The organism is Mariniluteicoccus endophyticus (assembly GCF_054780035.1).
The window spans coordinates 209,730-231,771 of record NZ_BAAGXC010000016.1; the positions used below are offsets into that span (position 1 = coordinate 209,730).

A 22,042-nucleotide genomic window follows, 5' to 3' on the forward strand; every position below is an offset into this window, starting at 1 on the left:
GGTCATCCTGTCAGTCGGTTGCACGGCGGCGCAGTTCTTCTCGCCCCGCGGTCAGCAGCACCTCGGGGTCGACGTAGCGCCCGGTCATCAGCCGGACCTGGTGGACCGCCTGGCCGACGAGCAGGTCGAGCCCAGAGAATGTCGGCAGGCCCGCACGTTCGGCGGCGGCCGCGAGCGGCGTCGGCCACGGGTCGTAGATGACGTCGAACACCGCACCGGTCGAGGCCACGAGCTCGTCGGCGCGGTCGTCGACGACACCGGCGGTCACCGCCGACACGAGCAGGTCACCGGTGGGGACGCTCCCCCACTCCACGACCTCCAGCGCGACACCGAGCTTCTTCGCGACGGGCTGCCACGGGCGTACGCGGGCCGGCGTACGCGCCACGACCGACACGCGGGGGACGCCGAGGCGGCCGAGCGCGACGAACGCCGCACGCGCCGTTGCACCGCCGCCGAGGAGCACGGCGTGGTCGGGCACGACTCCCCCGGCCCGCAGCACGTCCTCGAAGCCCAGCACGTCGGTGTTGAACATCTCGAAGGCAGGGTCCCTGCCTTCGGGCCGGTGGACGATCACGGTGTTGGCGCAGCCAGCCTGCAGGACGAGGTCGTCGTACGCGGCCCGGTGGACCGCGACCTCCTTGAGCGGCATCGTCAGCGAGAACCCCCGCCACTGCGGCCCGACCTCAGGCAGCAGGGCGTTGAGCTGGGGGCCCGTGGCGACCTCGCGCGCGCTGTAGTCCCAGTCGGTCAGACCGAGGCGGGCGTACGCGGCGTTGTGGAGCGTCGGTGACAGCGAGTGGGCGATCGGCGAGCCGAGGACGGCGCAGCGCGTCAGCACTTGCCCGGGTTGGCGCTGCACCACTGCTGCCAGCGCTGCACGTTGGCCTGGTGGCCGTTGAAGTCGTCGGCGAACGCGGTCTCACCCGTGTCGAGGTTGATGGCTACGAAGTACAGCCAGTTTCCTTCCACCGGGTTCGCCGCCGCCTCCAGCGCCTGACGGCCGGGGGCGTTGATCGGACCGGGCGGCAGACCCTTGTGGACGTAGGTGTTGTAGGGCGACGGGTTTCGACGCTGCTCGTCGGTCGTCGTCGCGCCCGTGCCGCGTTGGCGGTTGTTGGCGTAGTCGACCGTGGTGTCGAGCTGGAGCGGCATGTCCTTGGCGAGACGGTTGTAGAGGACGCGGGCGACCTTGGGCCGGTCCTCGGGGCGACGCACCTCGGCCTCGATGATCGAGGCGACGATGACGACGTCGCGCGGCGACTTGCCGAGGGCCTTGGCGCGCTCCTCGAGGTTGATCTCGTTGGCGCGTCGCTGGAAGGTCGACGCCATGATCTTCAGCGGTGCCTTCGGGTCTTCGCCGGCCACCTGGTAGGTGTCGGGGAACAGGAAGCCCTCGGGGTTGCCGTTGGCCCACGGCGACAGGCCGTACTCGGCGCCCTTCCCGCCGGCCTCGGCGAGCTTGTCCTGCGGGATGCCCGTCTTGTCGGAGATCGCCTTGTATTGCTCCGCGATGCGCAGGCCCTCAATGACGGTGAAGGTCTTGCCGCCCTTGAGACCGGCCTTCAGCATCTGGTCGATCGCGTCGCGCGCCTTCATCTTCGTCTTGAGCGAGTAGGTGCCGGCCTGGAGGTCGTTGATGTTGGTGAACTCCTCCTTGGCCTGGTCGAACGCGTCGGTGGAGGCGATGACGTCGGCGTCGTGGAGGATGCCGCCGATCTCGTCGACCGTCGAACCGTCGGGGACCTCGACGGTCACGTCGGCCTCACCCGGGCCCGGGTAGTCCTCGGCGACGAAGATGCCGCTGATGGCGGCGGACGCCTTGTTGTAGGCGTACAGGCCACCACCGACCAGGATCAGCAGCGACAGACCGACCGCGAAGACGTTCTTCGCCAGGCGCGAGTAGTCGCCCCAGTTGCGCGGCTCCTTGTCGGGGCTCAGCAGACTGCTCAACGTTCGTTCCTCTCCTCGGCGCCGCTCTCGGTGACCGCCTCGCCCGGGGCCGTCCCCGTGCGACGTTCCGCCTCGAGCGCGTGCTCAAGGATCGTCACCGCGGCGACCTGATCGATCACCGATCGCTGCTTCTTGGCCTTTCGCCCCTGCTGGGTGAGGGTGCGCGAGGCCGTCACGGTGGTCAGTCTCTCGTCGAGCAAGCGTACCTGAACCGGCACAACGGCCCGGGCGAGCGATCCAGCGTGTTCCCTGATCTTGGCCGCGGAGCCGCCCTCGGTCCCGTTCATGTTCCGTGGCAGGCCGACGATGATCTCGACCGGCTCGTACTCCGCGACGAGCGCCAGCAGACGTGTGAGCGACTGCGGCCCGGCCTGCACCGTCTCCACCGGATAGGCCAGCACCCCCATCGCGTCGCACGCGGCGACACCGATGCGGGCATCGCCCCAGTCGAGCGCGAGGCGTACGCCGGGCCTCAGGTCACCCATCAGGACTGGACGACGTGGCCGACGGCGTGCTCGACCGCGGTCAGCGCCGCGGGGACGGCCGAGCCGTCGGAACCGCCGCCCTGGGCCAGGTCGTCCTTGCCGCCGCCCTTGCCGCCGAGCTTCTCGCAGGCCTCCTTGACCAGCGCGCCGGCCTTGAGTCCGCGGCCACGGGCACCCTCGTTGGTCGCGACGACCACAGCGGGCTTCTCGGCGGTGCCTCCGATCAGCGCGACGACGGCCGCACGGTCGCCGAAGCGCTGGCGGACCTCCATCGCGAGCGTCCTCAGGTCGCCGCCACCCACGCCCTCGACGTGTCGGCCGACGAACTGGACGCCCCACATGTCCTTGCCCGCGTCGACCAGGCCCTGAGCGTTGCCGAGGACCTCCCTCGATGTGAAGGCCGCGATCTGCTTCTCGGCGTCCTTGAGCTGGGCCATGATGCGCTCGACGCGCTCGGAGACCTGGTCGGGCTGGACCTTCAGCACGGTGGCCAGATTGTTCAGGATGGTGCGCTCGGCGGCCATGTGACGGAAGGCATCGGTCGATACCAAGGCCTCGACGCGGCGTACGCCGGAGCCGACGGACTGCTCGCCGAGCAACGTCATCAGGCCGATCTGCGACGAGTGCTGGACGTGGGTGCCGCCGCAGAGCTCGCGCGACCACGGGCCGCCCATCTCGACCATGCGGACGATCTCGGGGTACTTCTCGCCGAACATCGCCATCGCCCCCATCTCCTTGGCCTTCGCCAGCGGGAGCTCCTGGGACGTGACCTGCAGGTCGTCGCGGATGGCCTCGTTGCACAGGCCCTCGATCTCGGCACGCTGGTCGGCGCTCAGGCCGGACGTGGCGTTGAAGTCGAAGCGGAGGTAGCCCGGCTTGTTGTAGGAGCCGGCCTGGACGGCCGTGGGGCCGAGCTGGGAGCGCAGCACCGCGTGCACGATGTGGGTCGCCGAGTGGGCCTGGCAGGCACCCATGCGGGCGAACGCGTCAACCTGGGCGGTCACACCGGCACCGGTCGCGAGCTCACCGCCGACGACCTCGACGCGGTGGACGTGGAGGCCCTGGATCGGCTTCTGGACGTCGACGACCTTCAGCTCGACGCCATCGGCGGTCGTGATGGTGCCTGTGTCGGCGTCCTGGCCGCCCGACTCGGCATAGAACGGCGTCTCGGACAGCACGAGCTCCACGGTGTCACCGGCGGCGGCGCGGTCGACGAGCTGGCCGTCGCGGACCAGGCCCAGCACCGACGACTCGACCGTCAGATCGCTGTAGCCCAGAAAGCGGGTCTCGCCGTGGGCGCGCAGCTGGCGGTAGGCGTCGACGGCGACCGTGCCGCCCTTCTTCGCCTTCGCGTCCGCCTTGGCGCGGTCGCGCTGCTCCTGCATGAGAGTCGTGAACTTGTTGCGGTCGACGCTGAGGCCCTGCTCGGCAGCCATCTCGAGGGTCAGGTCGATCGGGAAGCCGTAGGTGTCGTGCAGCTGGAAGGCCCGGTCGCCCGAGAGCTCCTTCGAGCCCTGCTTCTTCACGTCGGCGACGGCGAGGTCGAACATCTGCGTACCGGCCTGGAGGGTGCGGCGGAACGCCTCCTCCTCCGCGTACGCCACCTGGGAGACGCGCTCCCAGCCGGCGGCGATCTCGGGGTAGGAGTCCGACATCAGATCGCGCGAAATCGGGAGCAGCTCCGGCAGCACCGGGTCCTGCACGCCGAGCAGCCGCATGGCACGCACCGAGCGGCGCAGCAGGCGGCGCAGCACGTAGCCGCGGGCCTCGTTGCCGGGCGTGACGCCGTCGGTCATCAGCATCAGCGACGAGCGGACGTGGTCGGCGACCACGCGCAGGCGCACGTCGTCGTCGGCGTCCTTGCCGTACGCCTTGCCCGACAGCTCGGAGGCCCGCTCGATGACCGGGTAGACCTCGTCGATCTCGTAGAGGTTGTCCACGCCCTGCAGGAGGTATGCCACGCGCTCCAGACCCATGCCGGTGTCGATGTTCTTGCTGGGCAGCGGGCCGACGATGTCGAAGTCGTCCTTGGCGCGGACGGCCGAGAGCTCCTCGGTCTGGAACACGAGGTTCCAGATCTCCAAGTAGCGGTCCTCGTCGGCCTCGGGGCCGCCGTCAGGACCGTACTCGGGGCCACGGTCGACGTAGATCTCCGAGCAGGGTCCGCCAGGACCGGGAACGCCCATGTGCCAGTAGTTGTCCTTCAAGCCACGCATCTGGATGTGGGCGGCGGGCACGCCGACCTTCTTCCACAGCTTGATGGCCTTCGTGTCGCCCTCGGGGTAGTCGGGGTGGTGGCCCGGGCCCAGCACGGTGACCCAGATCTTGTCGGGGTCGAAGCCGAAGCCGCCGTCGGCCTGCAAGCCGGTGACGAGCTCCCACGCGTACGCGATGGCGTCGGCCTTGAAGTAGTCGCCGAAGGAGAAGTTGCCGTTCATCTGGAAGAACGTGCCGTGACGCGTGGTCTTGCCGACCTCCTCGATGTCGAGGGTGCGCACGCACTTCTGGACGCTCGCCGCGCGCTTCCACGGCGCGTCCTCGGCACCGGAGAAGTAGGGCTTGAACGGCACCATGCCGGCGTTGACGAACAGCAGCGTCGGGTCGTGGTGCAGCAGCGGCGCGGACGGGACGACCTCGTGGCCGCGCGCGGCGAAGAAGTCGAGGAACCGGCGTCGGATGTCGGCGGTCTTCATGGTGTTCCTTCGGTGGGGGGTCAGGAGGCGGGCGTGCCGGTGGACTTGTTGTGCTCGTCGAGCATCTCGGAGGTGCGCTGCTGGGCGCCCTGGGTGGCCGCCTTCAGGAACGCGAACGCCTGCTTGGCGACGTCGGCGCCGCGGTCGGCGGCCTGGCGGCCGACCTTCTGCCCGACAGACTCGGGCGTGACCTCACGGGCTTTCTTCTGGGTCTTCAGCGTGGCGTACACGCCCGTCCCGAGGCCCAGCAGGAAAAAGAACAGGTTGCGGATCATCGGTCTCGCTCTCTCGTGGTGGTCGTGGTCGAGCTGTTGGAGGTGCGCCCGGATAGGGGTGTGCGGCGCGTACGCGGCGACACCGAGGTGGCTCCCAGGCGTCGGCCGACCGCGGCGAGCGGCCGCAGGGGCACCGACACCGCGGCAGACACCAGCGACGACACCTGGGCCGCGTGCTCGGTGACCGCGGTCGCATGTCCCGACACCGTCGCGGCGTCCTCTGTGACGACGGCAAGCTTCTCGAGCTCGGCGTTGGCCGCCTCGACGGTGCCCCGGAGCTCGGTGAGGATCGGGGTCGTGCCGTCACCGAGCTCGCGGACGACCCCGCGCAGCTCGTCGAAGACGCGGCCGAGCTTCACCAGGGGCACGGCGCACAGGCCCACGAGCACCAGGAACGCGCCTGCGGCGATCAGGCCGGCGATCTCTCCTGCGGTCATGGCGGTGCTCCTGTGGTGTTGGGCCCGGGCGCGACCGGGCACGTGCTCGACCAAGACTAGTGCCTCCGGGCGGTTGTACTGTTCCGCCATGACGCACGACCGCACCTCCCGGGTCTCTGTGGTCTTCGCCGTCTGGTACGCCGTCCGTACGTTCCTGCTCCACGTCGTGATCGACCCCGTCCGCGAGGGGGGTCCGCAGCCGTTCCGCTGGGCCAGACCGGTTCGCGTGGTGGTCGGCTTCGCGGCCCTCGTCTTCGCCGCACTCACCGTCGCGACCCTGCTCAAGGACTTCGGGCCCGAACCGCCCCGGGGCACGTTCAAGCTCTCCCCCCCGGGGCGCTGGCTCGCCGCAGCCGGGACGACGATGGTCCTGTACTGCCTGTACGTCGCCTCGGTGCACCTGCGCCTGTGGCTGCAGCTGCTGATCGGGCTGTTCATCTCGGGGCCGATCGCGGTGGCGTTCGCGGCGCTCTTCATGGTCGGCAACGCGTTGGGTCGGATCGGCCCCACGCTGTTCTTCCTCGTGCTGGCGCCGTTGTCGGTCGTCGTGTGGGTGCTGCTGGTGGTGCTGGCGTTCCGGCAGCGTCGTCGCCCCCTCAGCGGACGATTCCTCTGCGTGTCCGCGGTGCTGATGCTGCTCGCGTACGGCCTGCCCAACGCGTGGGCGATCGTGCTCGACCCCGATCAGGGCGACACGAGCCAGCTCATGATCTTCCTGACCGTCACGCTCCTCCACCTGGCCGCCATGCCGATCTCCATCGCGTCGGGCGTGGCGTTCTCGGAGATCATCACGCGAGCGGTGTCGTGGTCGATGGTCGCGCTCCGTGACGCCGTCCCGGCCTGGTTCTGGCGCGTCAACACCGTGGTGCTCGCGCTGGTGATCGGCTGGCGCGCCACGCGCCAGATCGCGGTGACCCCGGCCAACCTCCGCCCCATCCTGGCTGCCGCCGGAATCGCCGTGGCCACCCTCGCCGTCGGATGGTTCGCCCTGCAGCTCGCCCGGTCCCGTGGGCCCGTCGACGCCCCGCGCCCGGAGGACATCGCCACCGCGCTCGGCGCGGCCGCACTCCAGCTGGGGCTGGTGTCCGCCGGCTGGATGCTGTTCCTGTGGTATCCCGACACGAACACCGTCATCCGGCTGTGGAACGGTGTCGTCACGCTGGTCTGCCTCGTCTTCTGCGTGCGGGCGATCCGCGCGGGGCGCACGGCGCCCGCGCTGCTGCACTCCGTGTTCGCCGTGGGATTCCTGCACCAGCTCGTGTGGTTCCGCGCCAACATCGTCCGCGACGTCGTCAACGGCCCGGTGCTGGCCGCGGTCCTCGTCGGTGCGCTCGTCTGGTGGGGCGTACGCCACCGCCTCACCACCGGTCACTGGGTGGCCGTGTCGATCGGCCTGGCATCGGTCCTGGTGTGGCCGTACCGCCAGGAGCTGGCGGAGCCCATCAACCTGATCCCGGGGTTCGGCGAGGGCGCCACGGGCGCGCTGGTGTTCGGCCTGGTGTGGCGCGTCCTCACCGACGGCGCGTACACCCGCCAGGGCACGCCCAGCTTCCCGATGGACTCTCGCGCACTGCTGTTCGCCGCCCACTTGCTGACCGCCGGCACCGCCTCGGTGGTCGTCGGGTTCGGCAGCGACACCGGCGCCTTCGACCTCGAGAACGGCAGCGTGCAGGGCATGCTCGTCATGGGACGGTACGCGCTGTTCGCCCTCGTGCTCGGGCTGCTGGAGATGGCACGCTTCCACGTCGATCCCGACCCCGAGGCTCCCCCGCCGCCGGCGCTGCTGCCCCAGCCGGTGCCCCGCGCCCAGCGTGAGTCTCGCCTGCGCCTGCGCCGCAAGCGCACCCCCGCCCCCGCCCCCTGACGACAACCCTCCGCCACGGGGTTCACCCAGCGTTCTCGGAAGGTTTCCCCTCCTGACATGGCGACCGGGCCATGGCCGCCGCCACAATGTGGCACGTGTTGAACCCGTGGTCAGGAACCCCCGCCCGACTCTCGCCCCTGCCCTGCGTCGCCATGTTGTGCGTCTCCACGGTGTGCGGCGCCACCGCGTGTACGCCGCAACCTCCAGCCACCGACCCTGGTCCGGGCATCACCCAGGGCATTCCCACTCCCGTGGAGTCCCCCACGCCGTCGACGGATGACCTCCTCAGCCAGGCGCAGGCCGCCTATCAGTCAGCCTTCGACGAGTATGAACGGCTCTCCTGGGCAGGCGGGGCCGACGAAGCGAGCGCCCAGCTCCGAGAGGTGGCCGCGGGTACCTATCTCAGTGAACTCGAGTACGTCCTGCGGGAGCAGAAGAAGCGCGCCAACAAGGTCGAAGGGAAGAAGCCATCCGCGAGAAGCCGCGTTGTGTCAGCGGCTTCAACCCGGATTGTGCTCGAGGTCTGTGAGGACCGCCGTGGATCCCGAGCGAAGCTTGGCGATGGAGGCGTCGTCGAGAACACCTTGGCATCGGGCAAGGTGTATGCGGCTCCTACCGATGGTCGTATCAAGATCATCGAAGCGGAGATCAACAAGGTGTCACAGTGCGACTTCTGAGGAGCGCGGCAGTGGCCGCCGGTCTGTGTTTGGCAGCATCGCACGCCCACGCGGCTGTTGATGGCAGTGGCGGCGTGAACACAACGACCACCCCGACCGGTCCGGTCGTCACGGCTCAGACCCAAACCAAGGGCGCCCCTCAGAGCCAAGGCTCCGCGCAGAGCCCCATGGGGCGGGGCGAGACGAACAGCGCCCGCGCGACAGCCGCCACACCCTGCATCAGGAACGACCCAGGACTCAATGCCCTCTGCGTCTCCTACAACGAGGCACCGGCCGGTGCAGTCGCTCCACCGCCTCCCCCAGACCCGAGGGTGGTCGCGGCGCAGGCTGTGGCCGAGCTCCGACTGCCGGCGGGCACGCCACAGGTCGGCCCAGATCCGTCGGTGAACGAGTGGAACATGGTGGCGGTGGGCTACCCGATCTGGCTGTGGACCGACGACCCTGTGACGACGTCGACCACGGTGACGGCACAAGGCATCAGCATCACCATCACGGCCACGCGTACGACCACGAGGTTCAGCATGGGTGATGGCACGACCCTCACCTGCGCCACGACGCACCGCTGGACCCGCGCGGCGCCGCCCGGGACCCCGTCGCCGTCGTGCGGCCACCGGTACCAGCGGAAGCCGAGGCGCGGGACGACCTATCCGGTGTCGGCCACGAGCGAGTGGACGGCGACCTGGTCGGCGCTCGGCCAGAGCGGCACCATCCCGGTCACGCGTACGAGCGCCACGCGGCAGCTCGAGGTCGGCGAGCTCGTCTCCGTCATCAACCGCGCCGGCACGGGCTGACACAACAGGCCGAAAACTCCACAACAGGCGATCCAACGCCCGCGGTGAAGTTGTCGGCCTGTTGTGCAAGCTACTTGCCGAGAAGGTCGTTGATAATCTCGAGGCGACGCGCGATGGCGGCCTCGTGCCCGTGGTCGGTCGGCACGTAGTAGCGGGCATCCTTCAGCACGTCGGGCAGGTACTGCTGCCGGGCGATCCCGTGGTCGGCGTCGTGGGCGTACATATATCCCTTGCCGTGCCCCAGGCCCTTCGCCCCCGGGTAGTGCGCGTCGCGCAGGTGGATCGGCACCTCCCCCACCTTGCCCGCGGCCACGTCGGCGGATGCGGCGTTCAGCCCCATGTACGCCGCGTTCGACTTCGGCGCCGTCGCACACGCGACGACGGCGTGGGCGAGGTTGATGCGGGCCTCTGGCATGCCGATGAGCTGGACCGCCTGCGCGGCCGCCACGCACGTCTGGAGCACCGACGAGTCGGCCATGCCGATGTCCTCGCTGGCGAGGATCACCAGCCGCCGCGCGATGAAGCGTGGATCCTCCCCCGCCTCGATCATGCGCGCCAGGTAGTGCAGCGACGCGTCGACGTCGGAGCCGCGCAGCGACTTGATGAACGCCGACGTCACGTCGTAATGCTGGTCACCGCCCTTGTCGTAGCGCACCGCCGCCCGGTCGACCGCCCGCTCGATGGTGGCGACGTCGATGACCGTCGCCCCCGTGGAGTCGGCGCCGGCGGCGGCCTCCTCCAGATAGGTGAGGACGCGTCTCGCATCGCCGCTGGCCATCTGGCGCAGCGTGTCCCGCGCGTCGTCGTCGAGGGTGAACGTACCGCCGTCCGAGGTGCGTACGCCACGTTCGTCGGTCAGCGCGCGGTCGATCAGCGCGTCGATGTCGGCGTCGGTCAGCGGCTTGAGCGTCAGCAGCAGCGAGCGAGACAGCAGCGGCGAGATCACCGAGAAGCTCGGGTTCTCCGTCGTGGCGGCGATCAGGGTGACGATCCGGTTCTCGACGGCGGGCAGCAGCACGTCCTGCTGGGCTTTCGAGAAGCGGTGCACCTCGTCGACGAACAGCACCGTGTGGATGCCCTTGGCGAGATCCTTGCGGGCGGTGTCGAGGACCTGACGCACGTCCTTGACGCCGGCGGTGACCGCCGAGATCTCCACGAACTTGGCATCGGTCGAGCGCGAAACGACCGAGGCGATCGTGGTTTTGCCGACACCGGGCGGACCCCACAAGAACACCGACATCGACGCGGTGCCAGAGGCGAGCCGGCGCAGCGGCGAGCCCGCGGCGAGCAGGTGCTGCTGGCCAACGATCTCGTCGACGCTGCGCGGGCGCAGGCGCACGGCCAGCGGCGCACCACTGTGGTCGGTGTCGGCGAGCGACCCCCCACTGGTCGCGGCGGGCGCGTCGGTCGGCGAGACGTTGCCGAACAGATCTTCGGTCACCGCACGAGCCTATCCGCAACCACTGGCAGACTGACCCGACGTGTCTGAAGCATCCAGCGCGCAGCAGGGCCTGCGCATCGAGACCAACGGCATCGACGTCATCGAGGAGTCGGCGCGCCGGGGTCACCCACGCTCGCTGTTCTGGCCTTGGGCGGCGGGCCAGCTGTCGGTCTTCAACGTCGCGTGGGGTGGATATCTCTTCGCGTACGGTCTGTCGCTGGTCCAGGCGGTGCTTGTTGTCGTGCTGGGTGCCGTCGGCTCCTTCGCGCTGGTCGGCGTGGTGTCGCTGGTCGGACAGCGCGGCTCGGCGCCCACCATGGTCCTGTCGCGGGCGGCGTTCGGCGTACGCGGGAACACCGTTCCCGGGATCGTGTCCTACCTGCTGCTCATCGGGTGGGAGATCGTCCTGTGCTCCCTGGCGGTGCTGTCGACCGACGCGATCGCGGCCCGCCTCGGCGTACAGGTCGGGACGGGGGCACGGGTGGTCGTGCTCGCGGTCGTCATGGGCGTCGTGATGACGCTCGGCATCCTTGGCTTCGACGCCGTCATGCGCGCGCAGAAGTGGTTGAGCATCACGATCCTCGTCGCGACCGCGGCCTACATCGCACTCACCCTGCACGCCGTCCGCTGGGACGCGCTGCTCGCACACCCCTCCGGCTCGCCCGCCGCCGTGGTGGGGGCGACGGTCATGGTCCTCGCCGGATTCGGCGTGGGCTGGACGAGCGCAGCGGCCGACTATTCCCGCTACCTGCCCCGCAGCGCCTCGAAGGCCGGGATCGTCGGGTGGACCACGCTGGGCGGCTCGCTGCCGATCGTCGTCCTGCTCGGGTACGGCCTGCTGCTCTGCGGCTCCGACCCGGCGCTGTCCGACGCCGTGGTCAAGGATCCGATCGGGGCGCTGCTGGGGCTGCTCCCGGGCTGGTTCGTCGTCCCGTTCTGGGCCATCACCCTCGGTGCCCTCATCGCCTCGGCGGTCCTCGACATCTACTCCTCCGGCCTGGCCCTGGTGGCGATCGGGCTGCCGCTGCAGCGCTGGCAGGCCGTGGCGCTGGACGGGGTGCTCGCCACGATCGGCACCGTCTACGTGGTCTGGATGGCGCCGGACTTCCTGACGCCCTTCCAGGCGTTCCTGATCACCCTCGGCGTCCCCCTGGCGGCGTGGACCGGCGTCTTCGGCGCCGACATGATCCGACGCTGGCGAACGGGCTACGACGAGAGCCGTCTCTTCGACGCGTCCGCGACCGGGTACGGGAGCGTCCGCTGGACCTCCCTGGCCATCATGGCCGCCGCCTGCGCCCTCGGCTTCGGGCTCGTCACCAGCAACGGGACCCCGGCGCTGGCGTGGGAGGGCTACCTCCTCGGCCCGCTGGGGCTGGGTGGTCGTGAAGGGCCGTGGGCCGCGGCGTCGCTGGGCATCCCCGCGGCACTCACGCTCGCTCTGGTCGCCGCCCTTGCCACGCCCCGCCGACGCTGACCCCACCCCTCGCGGGCTCGCGTACGCCCCTTCCTAGACTCGGGGCGTACGCGAGCCAAGGAGGAACCATGCCCACGAGCAACGACCCGTTCGCCGCGCTGAAGGACGTCCCGTCCTTCCAGGTGACGAGCACCGACGTGACCGACGGCGAGGTCATGCCGGAGGCCCAGCGGTCCGGCAAGATGCAGGTCCGCGGCGGCGAGGACGTGTCGCCGCAGCTGTCCTGGAGCGGTTTTCCCGCCGAGACGAAGTCGTTCCTGGTCACGATGTACGACCCCGATGCCCCCACCCAGTCGGGCTGGTGGCACTGGACGGTCGCCAACCTGCCCGCCGATGCCACCGAGCTCGTCACGGGCGCGGGGGACCAGGACGCCGACCGTCTCCCGGGCGAGGCGTTCATGGTCAACAACGATGCGGGCTTCCCCGGATACCTGGGTGCCGCGCCGCCGCAGGGCCACGGCGACCACCGCTACGTCTTCGTGGTCCAGGCCCTCGATGTCGAAAAGCTCGATGTCGACGAGTCGGCAACGCCCGCGCTGGTCGGCTTCATGGCTTTCGAGCATGTCATCGGACGCGCGGTCCTGCAGACCCGGTTCGGTCACTGAGCCCACGACGAGGGCCCCGCACCGGTCATCGACCGGGCGGGGCCCTCGTGCGTCGTCAGGAGTTGTCGGCGGACAGGGCCTCGGCGGGAGCCTCGCCGTTCGGGGCGGCCTTGGCGTCCTTCTCGTCCTTCTTCTCGGGCTTGAAGTCGACGCCGGCCTCCTTGCGCTGCTGCGGCGTGATCGGCGCGGGAGCCGACGTCAGCGGGTCGAAGCCGCCACCGGACTTCGGGAAGGCGATGACGTCGCGGATCGTCTCGAAGCCGCCGAGCAGCATCACGAGACGGTCGAGGCCGAACGCGATGCCGCCGTGCGGCGGGGCGCCGAACTGGAAGGCGTCGAGCAGGAAGCCGAACTTCTCCTGGGCCTCCTCGTCCGACAGGCCCATGACCTTGAACACGCGCTCCTGCACGTCGCGGCGGTGGATACGGATGGATCCGCCGCCGACCTCGTTGCCGTTGCACACGAAGTCGTATCCGTAGGACAGCGCCGACCCGGGATCGGTGTCGAACGTGTCGAGGCACTCGGGCGTGGGCGAGGTGAAGGCGTGGTGGACGGCTGTCCACTTGCCGGCACCGACGGCAACGTCGCCCTCGCGCTGGGCCTGCGCGGTCGACTTGAACATCGGGGCGTCGACGACCCACACGAACGACCAGGCGTCCTCGTCGATCAGGCCGCAGCGCTTGCCGATCTCGAGACGGGCGGCGCCCAGGAGCTCCTGGGACTGCTCGCGCTCGCCGGCACCGAAGAAGATCGCGTCGCCCGGCTTCGCGCCGGCGGCCTCGGCGATCTGGGCCTTCTCGTCCTCGGAGATGTTCTTGGCGACCGGGCCGCCGAGCGTGCCGTCATCGGCCACGGTGATGTATGCCAGGCCCTTGGCGCCGCGCTGCTTGGCCCACTCCTGCCAGGCGTCGAACTGGCGCCGCGGCAGCGAGGCGCCGCCGGGCATGACGACGCAGCCGACGTAGGGCGCCTGGAACACGCGGAACGGCGTGTTGGCGAACAGCTCGGTGACCTCGCGGATCTTGTTGTCGAAGCGCAGGTCGGGCTTGTCGGAGCCGTAGTCGTTCATCGCGTCGTGCCACGTCATGCGCGGCATCGGGCGGGGCATGTCGACGCCGATGAGCTTCCAGCAGGCGGCCATGACCTCTTCGGCGAGTTCGATGACGTCGTCCTGGTCGACGAAGCTCATCTCGATGTCGAGCTGGGTGAACTCGGGCTGGCGGTCGGCGCGGAAGTCCTCGTCGCGGTAGCAGCGCGCGATCTGGTAGTAGCGCTCCATGCCGCCGACCATCAGCAGCTGCTTGAACAGCTGGGGCGACTGCGGCAGCGCATACCACGAGCCCGGGTGGAGGCGGGCCGGCACGACGAAGTCGCGGGCGCCCTCGGGCGTCGAGCGCGTCAGCGTGGGCGTCTCGATGTCGTAGAAGTCGCGCCCGGCGAGCGTGTCGCGGATCGTCTGGGTGACCTTCGAGCGCAGCACCATCGCCTCGTGCAGCCGCGGGCGGCGCAGGTCGAGGTAGCGGTATTTCAGGCGGGCGTCCTCACCGACGGTGGTGTGCTCGTCGATCTGGAACGGCAGCGGCGCGGCCGGGTTCAGGACCTCGAGCTCGCGAATGGCGACCTCGACCTCGCCGGTGGGGATCTTCGGGTTCACGTTCTCCGGCGTACGTCCGTCGACGACACCGGTGACCCTGATGCAGAACTCGTTGCGGAGGTCGTGGATGCCGGCGGACTCCAGGTATTCGTCGCGGACCACGATCTGGCAGACGCCCGAGGCGTCGCGGAGATCGATGAAGGCGACGCCGCCATGGTCACGTCGCTTGGCGACCCACCCTGCCAGGGTGACGGTCTCGCCGATGTTCTCGGCCCGGAGCGTGCCGGCCTCATGGGTGCGGAGCACAGATATTCCTCTCGTCGTCGGCCCCGCATAGACGGTGCGGGGTCCGTCGTCGATCCTAGGGGGGCGTACGCCTCCCGTCGAACGAGTTCCCCTGTGCGCTCGACCCACCCGTGGCGCGAGCCGTGTCGCCCCCGACGTCGAGACAGTGCTGGAGACTGGCGGGGTGTGCTCGACAGCTTGAGGGATTGGGGCGCCGAGCCGGGAGCGCCTCTCGGCGCGGGGCCGCTCGCAGCGGCTATTTTTGGAGCCCGGGGCTACCGCGGCTCGACGCTCGTCCAAGTTTAGGCGTCGTCCCGGGCGAATCCAATCCGGGGAGATCAGGAGAGGTCGCCGGCCCGCCACATCCGGGCGCACGCGGCGAGATCGCGTCCCGCCTCTCGAAGCTTCGCCGAGCTCGCCAGTGCCGTGGTGCCGTGGGCGAGATCGGTACGCCCCTGGGCGAGGTCTCCCCGCCCCGCGGACACCACCTGGCAGAACGCCGCCGCACGCTCCAACGCGAAGGCGAGGTCGCCCGCGTAGACGCCGCGCAGGATGAGGTCGGCGACACGGCGGATCTCGTCGGGACCGGGCGGCTCGACACCTGCCACGGCGTGGTCGGGCTCGGTGATCGGGATGCCGGCCGCGTATTCGTGGGCTGCTTCGTGGGGATGGCGGGAAACCCACTCCCGCAGGGCGTACAGGCGCCACAGCGCGCCGGGCAGCGAGCGGGCGGGACGCTGCGACCACAGGTCGGCCACCGTGGGCAGGCCGATCTCGTCGACGAGCTCGACGAGCCGATCGACCGTGGCTGGGTCGTCGCTGGCCCGCCCTGCATGGACCAGCACCGCGGCGGTCTCGTGGGCCGCGTGCATCTCGGCCACGGGGTCGCTGGAACGCCCGAACTCCTCGAGTACGGCGGGGTCGCGCAGCACGGGCCGGTGATGCCTGTTCGTCAGAGCCATGCCCCCAGCCTAGGCGCCGGTTCCAGCACCCGCGTCGTCGTTGTCGTCGTCATCCTCGACGAACGCGTCCTCCAGGGCCTCGGCGTGGGGGTCGATGCGCTCGTCGAGCAACATGCGGACCTCCTCCTGTGTGGGCTCGTCCATGTCCTGCTTGGGCACCAGCACCACCCCGCGGGCCTTGTCGACGCGGGAGACGGCTACGAAGTCGTCATCGTCCTCCTGCCAGCGCTCGAAGCGCTCCCAGGCCAGCGCAGTCGTCCCGGACTTCGTGTGTGTCGCGATCCCCCGGTCGTCCAGAACCACCTTCGTGCGCCCACGCCCGGCGACCGACTGGCGGTTGCGCAACCGCCACACGACCAGCAGACCGACGCCCACGACGAGCAGCAGCGCGCCGACGATCGCCAGAGGCGTGAACCTGCCGATGAGCAGGTGGACAATCAGCACGAACAACCCGAACAGCCCGATGAGACCCGCGGCGATGCCGCGTACGGGTAGGACGACCCAGCGCCACCGGGCGGATGCGAGCCGTTCCTCGGGCGTGTCGAACGAGAAGACCAGAGGGTTCACGACGACACCACCGCCGGGCGCAGGTCACCCACGGGCGGCGACCACGTGTCGGCGTGCGCCGAGACCTGCTCGCCGGAGCGGATGTCCTTGACCTCGCTGCCCAGAGGCTCACCGGTCTCGTCGTCGACGTGCTCGAACCAGACGAACGGGATGCCGCGGCGGTCGGCGTACTTGATCTGCTTGCCGAACCGATCGGCCTTCGGGGCGACCTCGCAGGGGATGCCGCGCGTACGCAGCCTCTGGGCGGTCGCGTTGGCGCGCGGGCGCTGGGCCTCGTTGTCGAGCGCGACGAGCACGCACGTCGGCACGGAGCGTGACGCGGTCAGTTCGCCCTTCGCGATCAGCGGGGCGAGCACGCGAGTGACGCCCAACGAGATGCCGACACCCGGGAACGTCGTCTTGCCGTCGCTGGCGAGCGCGTCATAGCGGCCACCCGACGAGATCGAACCGAGCTTCTCGTGACCGACGAGCTCGGTCTCGTAGACCGTGCCCGTGTAATAGTCGAGACCGCGGGCGATCTTGAGGTCGGCGAGGATGCGACCGGGCACGACGGCGTTGGCCGCCTCGACGACCTCGGCCAGCGCGGCCAGGCCCTCGTCGAGCATCTCGTGCTCGACCCCCAGCGCGCGGACCTGCTCGACGAACGACGTGTCGGGCGTGCAGATGCCCGCCAGCGCCACGCACTTGACGGCCACCTCGGGCGACAGGCCCAACTCGTCCACGAGCAGGCCGGCGACCTTCTCGCCGCCGATCTTGTCGAACTTGTCGACGCGCTGGAGCACGTCGAGCGTGTTCTCGATGCCGAGACCCCGGTAGAAGCCCTCGGCCAGCTTGCGGTTGTTGACGTGCATCAGTGCCTGCGGCAGGCCGAGCTCGGTGTGGAGACGCTCGAGCGCCGCGAGCATCACCAGCGGCGCTTCGACGTCGAAGTGTGCGGCGAGCGTGTCCTGGGCGACGATGTCGATGTCGGCCTGGCAGAACTCGCGGTAGCGGCCCTCCTGCGGACGCTCGCCGCGCCACACCTTCTGGATCTGGTAGCGGCGGAACGGGAACTGCAGGTGGCCGGCATTCTCCAGCACGTAGCGCGCGAACGGCACGGTCAGGTCGAAGTGGAGGCCCATGTCTCCGGCCCCACCGTCCCTGTTGTTCCGGGCGTCCGACTCATCGGCGTGGAGGCGGCGCACGACGAAGACCTCCTTGGTGATCTCACCCTTGCGGGTCAGCACGTCCATCGGCTCGACAGCCCGGGTCTCGATCGAGCCGAACCCGTGGAGCTCGAAGGTCTCACGCAGGATGTCGAGCACGCGCTGCTCGATGATGCGCCCCGACGGCAGGAACTCGGGATAGCCCGAGATGGGCTTGGGTCGACTCACAGCATGTCCTTCTGGAGGTAGGGGTTGGTGGCCCGCTCCCGGGCCATGGAGGTCTGGCCGCCGTGGCCGGGCAGCAGCGCAGCCGTGTCGGCGATGGGGAGCACCTTCGTGCGAAGGCTCTCCAACATCTGGTCGTGGTCGCCGCCGGGCAGGTCGGTGCGCCCGATCGAGCCCTGGAACAGCACGTCGCCGGTGAACACGAGGCGGTCGACGTCGCTGCCCTCGGTCGCGTACGGCGTCTCGAGCAGGACGCAACCCTGGGTGTGACCGGGCGCGAGGGTCAGCTTCATCGCCATGCCTGCGAGGTCGAGGGTCTCGCCGTCGACCAGCTCGCGCACGTCGGCGGGCTCGTCGAGCGTCGTCGAGCCGTGGAGCTGCATGAGGATGTCCTTCGCCATGGGGCCGACACCGGCCAGCGGCTCGGTCAGCAGGTGGCGGTCGGCCTCGTGGATCCACACCGGCACCTGATATTCGGCGCACAGCTCGCTCACCGCGTACACGTGGTCGATGTGGCCATGGGTGGCGACCACGCCCGCGAGCGTCAGGTCGTGGTCGGACAGGAGGCTGTGGACGCCCTCGGCGGCACCCACCCCGGGGTCGATGACGACGCACTGTCCCCCGTCCCCGGAAGAGGCGACGACGTAGCAGTTCGTCTGCCAGGGGCCTGCGGCGAAGGAAGCGATGAACACGGTCGATCACTCTACCCGTGGGTCGAATCGAGACACCCACGAGAAGCCTGACCAGTCGGCGCACGATGCTCCCCACCCAACACCTGTACGCGTGCAGAGCTGGCCATTGCCGCGGGTGATGAGACACCCGGCCCCTCATGCGGCAAGATGGGCCGCATGACTGACGCAGCAGGTCCCGCATCCTTCGGGCGGGTCGCAGAAGACGGCACCGTCTACGTGAAGACGGCTGACTCCGAGCGCGCGGTGGGCCAGGTGCCCGACGCCACCCCGGAGGAGGCGCTCGCCTTCTACGTCCGACGCTTCGAGAACCTCGAGACGGAGGTGACCCTGCTGGAGGCCCGCATCAAGGCCGGCACCGCCTCGCCCGACGACGCGCGCAAGGCCGTCAACCAGCTCAAGGGCTCCATCCCCGAGGCCAACGCCGTCGGCGACCTCGCCTCGCTCGAGACGCGCCTGGAAGCCCTCTCGCCGGTCATCGCCGAGCAGGTCGAGGCGCGCAAGGCCGCCCGCGCCGCCCAGAACGAGGAGACCCGCGCGACCAAGGAGAAGATGGTCGCCGAGGCTGAGAAGCTCGCCGCCGGCAACGACTGGCGCGGTGGCGTCAACCGGTTCCGCACGCTGCTCGAGGAGTGGAAGGCGCTCCCCCGCATCGACCGCACGACCGACGACGCGCTGTGGCACCGTTTCTCGTCGGCGCGTACGCAGTACACGCGCCGACGCAAGGCCCAATTCGCCGAGCAGGCCAACGCCCGCGAGGGCTCGAAGGCCGTCAAGGAGCAGATCATCGCCCAGGCCGAGGAGCTCAAGACCTCGACCGACTGGGGTCCCACCGCGGGCGCGTACCGCGACCTGATGGCGCGCTGGAAGGCCGCTGGCCCCGCGCCTCGCGACGTCGACGAGAAGCTGTGGCAGAGGTTCCGCGGCATCCAGGACGAGTTCTTCAACGCCCGCTCCGAGGCCATGAACCAGATGGACGCCGAGTTCAAGGGCAACCAGGACGCCAAGGAGGCGCTGCTCGCCGAGTACGAGCCGAAAGTCCTCCCGGTGCAGGATCTCGAGACGTCCAAGAAAGCCTTCCGCGAGTTCCTCGAGAAGTACAACGAGATCGGCAAGGTCCCCCGCGACGCCATCCGCCCGCTCGACTCCCGCGTGAAGAAGATGGAGTCCGCCGTCCGCGACGCCGAGGACGCCGAGTGGAAGCGCACCGACCCCCAGGCCCGCGAGCGCGCCAACGACATGGTCTCCAAGCTCCGCGCCCAGATCGAGACGCTGGAGGCGAAGGCCGCGAGGGCCGAGGCCGCCGGCAAGGAGCGCGACGCGAAGAAGCACCGCGACTCTCTCGCCTCCTACCAGATGTTGCTGGAGTCCGCCGAGCGCACCGCCGCCGACTTCAACCGCTGACCCCTGACACCGACCGCCCCTGGCCCAGTCCACGGGCGGTCGTTGTGTCCCTCACCTGGTCGTTGCGGCGAAGATGCCCACGAGCAGGTCAGGACTTCAGGCGGTACGCGTCGTAGACGCCGGGTACGCGGCGGACCGCGCGAAGCAGCGCGTCGAGGTGTTTCGGGTCGGGCGTCTCGAAGGTCAGCTTGGCCTTGAACACACGCTGACGGTCGGCCTGCACGCTGGCCGAGAGGATGTTGACGTGGTGGTCGGACACCGCCCGCGTCACGTCGGAGAGCAGACCCTGACGGTCGAGCCCCTCGACCTGGATGTTGACCAGGAACGTGGACGTCGACGTGGGCGCCCAGGACACCTCGACGAGCCGCTCGGGTGTGGCCTCGAGGGACGCCGCGTTGGTGCAGTCCCTGCGGTGGACCGAGACGCCCTGGCCGCGGGTGATGAAGCCGATGATGTCGTCGCCGGGGACGGGAGTGCAGCAGCGGGCGAGTTTGACCCACATGTCGGTGTCGCCGTGCACGGCGACGCCGGTGCCGTTCGCTCCGGTCGTGCGGTGACGTCGCAGCGGACGGTCCTCGGCGACGGTCTCGACGACCTCCTCGTCACCGCCCGCGGTGGCGATGAGCCGCGTCACGACGGCCTGCGCGCCGACGGACCCCTCGCCGATGGCGGCGTACAGCGCGGAGACGTCGGCGGCGCGGAAGTGGTTGGCGACCGCCGTCAGGTTCTCCAGGGTCAGGATCCGCTGCATCGGCAGGCCAGCCTTGCGCACGTGCTTGGCGAGCTGGTCCTTGCCGTGCTCGATCGACTCCTCGCGACGCTCCCGCGTGAAGTGATGTTTGATCTTGTTGCGTGCGCGCGGCGACTTCACGAAGTTCAGCCAATCGCGCGACGGCCCGGCACCCTCCGCCTTCGACGTGAGCACGTCGACCATGTCGCCGTTGCTCAGCGGCGACTCCAACGGCACCAGGCGCCCGTTGACGCGGGCGCCGATACATCGCTGGCCGACCTCCGTGTGGATCGCGTACGCGAAATCGACCGGTGTCGAGCCCTGCGGCAGCGCCACGACGTCGCCCTTCGGCGTGAACACGTAGACCTCGCCGGAGTTGATCTCATAGCGCAGCGAGTCGAGGAACTCGCCGGGGTCCTCGGTCTCCTTCTGCCACTCGGTGAGCGAGCGCACCCACGACAGGTCGGAGCCGTCGGGGTTGACGGGCGCGTCGGCGGCGCCGCTGCCCTTCTGTTGCTCCTTGTATTTCCAGTGGGCGGCGACACCGTACTCGGCGCGGCGGTGCATGTCGTAGGTGCGGATCTGCAGCTCGACCGGCTTGCCCTGCGGGCCGATCACCGTGGTGTGCAGCGACTGGTACATGTTGAACTTCGGCATCGCGATGTAGTCCTTGAACCGGCCCGGGAGCGGGTTCCAGCGGACGTGCATCACGCCGAGGGCGGCATAGCAGTCGCGGGGGGTGTCGACGAGGATGCGCAGCGCAACCAGGTCGTAGATGTCGGAAAAGTCGCGGCCGCGCACGACCATCTTCTGGTAGATCGAATAGTAGTGCTTCGGCCGGCCGTGGACGGTCGCGCGGATGCGGGCGTCCTTGAGGTCGGCGTTGACCTGCTCGGTGACGGTGCGCAGGAACGCCTCACGCGACGGCGCACGCTCGGCGACGAGCTGGACGATCTCGTCGTAGATCTTGGGCTCGAGGATCGAGAAGGACAGGTCCTCCAGCTCCCACTTGACGGCGTTCATGCCGAGGCGGTGGGCCAACGGCGCGAAGATGTCCAGCGTCTCCCGCGCGATGCGGCTCTGCTTGTCTGGCCGCAGGAAGTGCAGCGTACGCATGTTGTGGAGCCGGTCGGCGAGCTTGATGACCAGTACGCGGATGTCGCGCGACATGGCGATGACCATCTTGCGGATGGTTTCGGCCTGGGCCGACGCGCCGTAGGTCAGCTTGTCGAGCTTGGTCACGCCGTCGACCATGCCGGCGACCTCGGGACCGAAGTCGGCGGTGAGCTGTTCGAGGGTGTAGCTGGTGTCCTCGACGGTGTCGTGGAGCAGCGCCGCGCACAGCGTCGGCTCCGTCATGCCCAGCTCGGCGAGGATCGTGGTCACCGCCAGCGGGTGGGTGATGTAGGGGTCGCCCGACTTGCGCAGCTGGCCGCGGTGGTAGTGCTCAGCGGTGCGGTAGGCCCGCTCTATGAGCGCGGTGTCGGCCTTCGGGTGGTTGGCGCGGACGACCTTGAACAGCGGGTCGAGGACGGCGACCTGGGGCGTACGCGGGGCTCCGAGGCGCGCCAATCGGTGGCGCATCGACATGCGGGGCTGCTCGGGACCCGATCCGAACCGGTCGACGTTGTCGACCTGCCCGGACTGTCGCGTGTCGCTCATGCGCCGCCTTTCGCACTGGAGGGATGGCCCAGTCTATCCAGTTCGCCGCGGCCGGTCACCGCGGTTCCGTACGCCAGCTCGTGCCTG

At 69.6% G+C, this 22,042-nt stretch carries 19 protein-coding genes; 6 read left to right on the forward strand and 13 right to left on the reverse strand.

The features are described 5' to 3' along the window. Window positions 1-10: 10 nt before the first annotated feature. From ACYVGD_RS06345 to ACYVGD_RS06370, 6 genes are read right to left on the reverse strand one after another with little or no spacing between them, the layout of a single operon-like run. The gene (locus ACYVGD_RS06345; protein WP_460742173.1) at window positions 11-838 is read right to left on the reverse strand and encodes a shikimate dehydrogenase family protein; all 828 of its coding nucleotides are present in this window, start codon (window positions 836-838) and stop codon (window positions 11-13) included. Further along, window positions 832-1,950 carry an endolytic transglycosylase MltG gene (gene mltG / locus ACYVGD_RS06350; RefSeq protein WP_460742174.1) on the reverse strand — a complete coding sequence of 373 codons (1,119 nt, stop codon included), beginning with the start codon at window positions 1,948-1,950 and terminating at the stop codon, window positions 832-834. The genes ACYVGD_RS06345 and mltG overlap by 7 nt, the downstream gene beginning before the upstream one ends. Further along, window positions 1,947-2,435, reverse strand: a complete 489-nt coding sequence (gene ruvX / locus ACYVGD_RS06355; RefSeq protein WP_460742175.1) for a Holliday junction resolvase RuvX — start codon at window positions 2,433-2,435, stop codon at window positions 1,947-1,949. Before ruvX ends, mltG begins: the two co-directional genes overlap by 4 nt. After that, window positions 2,435-5,128: an alanine--tRNA ligase gene (alaS, locus tag ACYVGD_RS06360; protein WP_460742176.1), complete on the reverse strand. Its 2,694-nt coding sequence runs from the start codon at window positions 5,126-5,128 to the stop codon at window positions 2,435-2,437. Before alaS ends, ruvX begins: the two co-directional genes overlap by 1 nt. Before the next feature lie 20 nt (window positions 5,129-5,148). Next, entirely contained in the window at window positions 5,149-5,403 is a 255-nt protein-coding gene (locus ACYVGD_RS06365) for a hypothetical protein (protein ID WP_460742177.1), read from the reverse strand. Beyond that, window positions 5,400-5,840 carry a DUF948 domain-containing protein gene (locus ACYVGD_RS06370; RefSeq protein WP_460742178.1) on the reverse strand — a complete coding sequence of 147 codons (441 nt, stop codon included), beginning with the start codon at window positions 5,838-5,840 and terminating at the stop codon, window positions 5,400-5,402. Before ACYVGD_RS06370 ends, ACYVGD_RS06365 begins: the two co-directional genes overlap by 4 nt. A gap of 88 nt (window positions 5,841-5,928) precedes the next feature. Here ACYVGD_RS06370 and ACYVGD_RS06375 point away from each other — a divergent pair, with 88 nt between their 5' ends. The 3 genes from ACYVGD_RS06375 (at window position 5,929) to ACYVGD_RS06385 (ending at window position 9,172) form a co-directional block, all read left to right on the forward strand. Continuing rightward, window positions 5,929-7,704, forward strand: coding sequence for a hypothetical protein (locus ACYVGD_RS06375; protein ID WP_460742179.1), 1,776 nt, complete (start codon window positions 5,929-5,931; stop codon window positions 7,702-7,704). A gap of 251 nt (window positions 7,705-7,955) precedes the next feature. Then, window positions 7,956-8,381 (forward strand): hypothetical protein, encoded by a 426-nt coding sequence (locus ACYVGD_RS06380; RefSeq protein ID WP_460742180.1) that lies wholly within the window; start codon window positions 7,956-7,958, stop codon window positions 8,379-8,381. A gap of 383 nt (window positions 8,382-8,764) precedes the next feature. Further along, the gene (locus ACYVGD_RS06385) at window positions 8,765-9,172 is read left to right on the forward strand and encodes a hypothetical protein (protein WP_460742181.1); all 408 of its coding nucleotides are present in this window, start codon (window positions 8,765-8,767) and stop codon (window positions 9,170-9,172) included. Between the two features lie 70 nt (window positions 9,173-9,242). Here ACYVGD_RS06385 and ACYVGD_RS06390 read toward each other — a convergent pair whose 3' ends face one another. Further along, window positions 9,243-10,613, reverse strand: a complete 1,371-nt coding sequence (locus ACYVGD_RS06390) for a replication-associated recombination protein A (RefSeq protein WP_460742182.1) — start codon at window positions 10,611-10,613, stop codon at window positions 9,243-9,245. Window positions 10,614-10,653: 40 nt separating this feature from the next. On the opposite strand from ACYVGD_RS06390, the gene ACYVGD_RS06395 reads away from it, so the two are divergent. Then, window positions 10,654-12,087 carry a purine-cytosine permease family protein gene (locus tag ACYVGD_RS06395; protein ID WP_460742183.1) on the forward strand — a complete coding sequence of 478 codons (1,434 nt, stop codon included), beginning with the start codon at window positions 10,654-10,656 and terminating at the stop codon, window positions 12,085-12,087. 68 nt (window positions 12,088-12,155) lie between these two features. After that, window positions 12,156-12,692, forward strand: coding sequence for a YbhB/YbcL family Raf kinase inhibitor-like protein (locus tag ACYVGD_RS06400; protein WP_460742184.1), 537 nt, complete (start codon window positions 12,156-12,158; stop codon window positions 12,690-12,692). A 55-nt stretch (window positions 12,693-12,747) separates the two neighbouring features. Here ACYVGD_RS06400 and aspS read toward each other — a convergent pair whose 3' ends face one another. From aspS to ACYVGD_RS06425, 5 genes are all read right to left on the reverse strand, one after another. Next, entirely contained in the window at window positions 12,748-14,592 is a 1,845-nt protein-coding gene (aspS, locus tag ACYVGD_RS06405; protein ID WP_460742185.1) for an aspartate--tRNA ligase, read from the reverse strand. Window positions 14,593-14,909: 317 nt separating this feature from the next. Next, the gene (locus ACYVGD_RS06410) at window positions 14,910-15,533 is read right to left on the reverse strand and encodes a hypothetical protein (RefSeq protein WP_460742186.1); all 624 of its coding nucleotides are present in this window, start codon (window positions 15,531-15,533) and stop codon (window positions 14,910-14,912) included. A gap of 9 nt (window positions 15,534-15,542) precedes the next feature. Beyond that, window positions 15,543-16,100 (reverse strand): YcxB family protein, encoded by a 558-nt coding sequence (locus ACYVGD_RS06415; protein ID WP_460742188.1) that lies wholly within the window; start codon window positions 16,098-16,100, stop codon window positions 15,543-15,545. Continuing rightward, a complete protein-coding gene (hisS, locus tag ACYVGD_RS06420) occupies window positions 16,097-17,473 on the reverse strand; it encodes a histidine--tRNA ligase (RefSeq protein ID WP_460742189.1) in 1,377 nt (458 codons plus the stop codon). Before hisS ends, ACYVGD_RS06415 begins: the two co-directional genes overlap by 4 nt. After that, window positions 17,470-18,162, reverse strand: a complete 693-nt coding sequence (locus ACYVGD_RS06425; protein ID WP_460742190.1) for an MBL fold metallo-hydrolase — start codon at window positions 18,160-18,162, stop codon at window positions 17,470-17,472. The genes hisS and ACYVGD_RS06425 overlap by 4 nt, the downstream gene beginning before the upstream one ends. A gap of 156 nt (window positions 18,163-18,318) precedes the next feature. On the opposite strand from ACYVGD_RS06425, the gene ACYVGD_RS06430 reads away from it, so the two are divergent. Continuing rightward, window positions 18,319-19,563, forward strand: coding sequence for a DUF349 domain-containing protein (locus tag ACYVGD_RS06430; protein WP_460742191.1), 1,245 nt, complete (start codon window positions 18,319-18,321; stop codon window positions 19,561-19,563). A gap of 88 nt (window positions 19,564-19,651) precedes the next feature. On the opposite strand, the gene ACYVGD_RS06435 is transcribed toward ACYVGD_RS06430, so the two are convergent. Then, window positions 19,652-21,955: a RelA/SpoT family protein gene (locus tag ACYVGD_RS06435; RefSeq protein ID WP_460742192.1), complete on the reverse strand. Its 2,304-nt coding sequence runs from the start codon at window positions 21,953-21,955 to the stop codon at window positions 19,652-19,654. Between the last annotated feature and the right edge of the window lie 87 nt (window positions 21,956-22,042).

Excerpts from the sequence above, each read along its gene's own strand:
- ruvX (WP_460742175.1), bottom strand. The coding sequence starts at position 2,435 with ATGGGTGACCTGAGGCCCGGCGTACGCCTCGCGCTCGACTGGGGCGAT.
- alaS (WP_460742176.1), bottom strand. The coding sequence starts at position 5,128 with ATGAAGACCGCCGACATCCGACGCCGGTTCCTCGACTTCTTCGCCGCG.
- ACYVGD_RS06365 (WP_460742177.1), bottom strand. The coding sequence starts at position 5,403 with ATGATCCGCAACCTGTTCTTTTTCCTGCTGGGCCTCGGGACGGGCGTG.
- ACYVGD_RS06370 (WP_460742178.1), bottom strand. The coding sequence starts at position 5,840 with ATGACCGCAGGAGAGATCGCCGGCCTGATCGCCGCAGGCGCGTTCCTG.
- ACYVGD_RS06375 (WP_460742179.1), top strand. The coding sequence starts at position 5,929 with ATGACGCACGACCGCACCTCCCGGGTCTCTGTGGTCTTCGCCGTCTGG.
- ACYVGD_RS06400 (WP_460742184.1), top strand. The coding sequence starts at position 12,156 with ATGCCCACGAGCAACGACCCGTTCGCCGCGCTGAAGGACGTCCCGTCC.
- ACYVGD_RS06410 (WP_460742186.1), bottom strand. The coding sequence starts at position 15,533 with ATGGCTCTGACGAACAGGCATCACCGGCCCGTGCTGCGCGACCCCGCC.
- ACYVGD_RS06430 (WP_460742191.1), top strand. The coding sequence starts at position 18,319 with ATGACTGACGCAGCAGGTCCCGCATCCTTCGGGCGGGTCGCAGAAGAC.
- ACYVGD_RS06435 (WP_460742192.1), bottom strand. The coding sequence starts at position 21,955 with ATGAGCGACACGCGACAGTCCGGGCAGGTCGACAACGTCGACCGGTTC.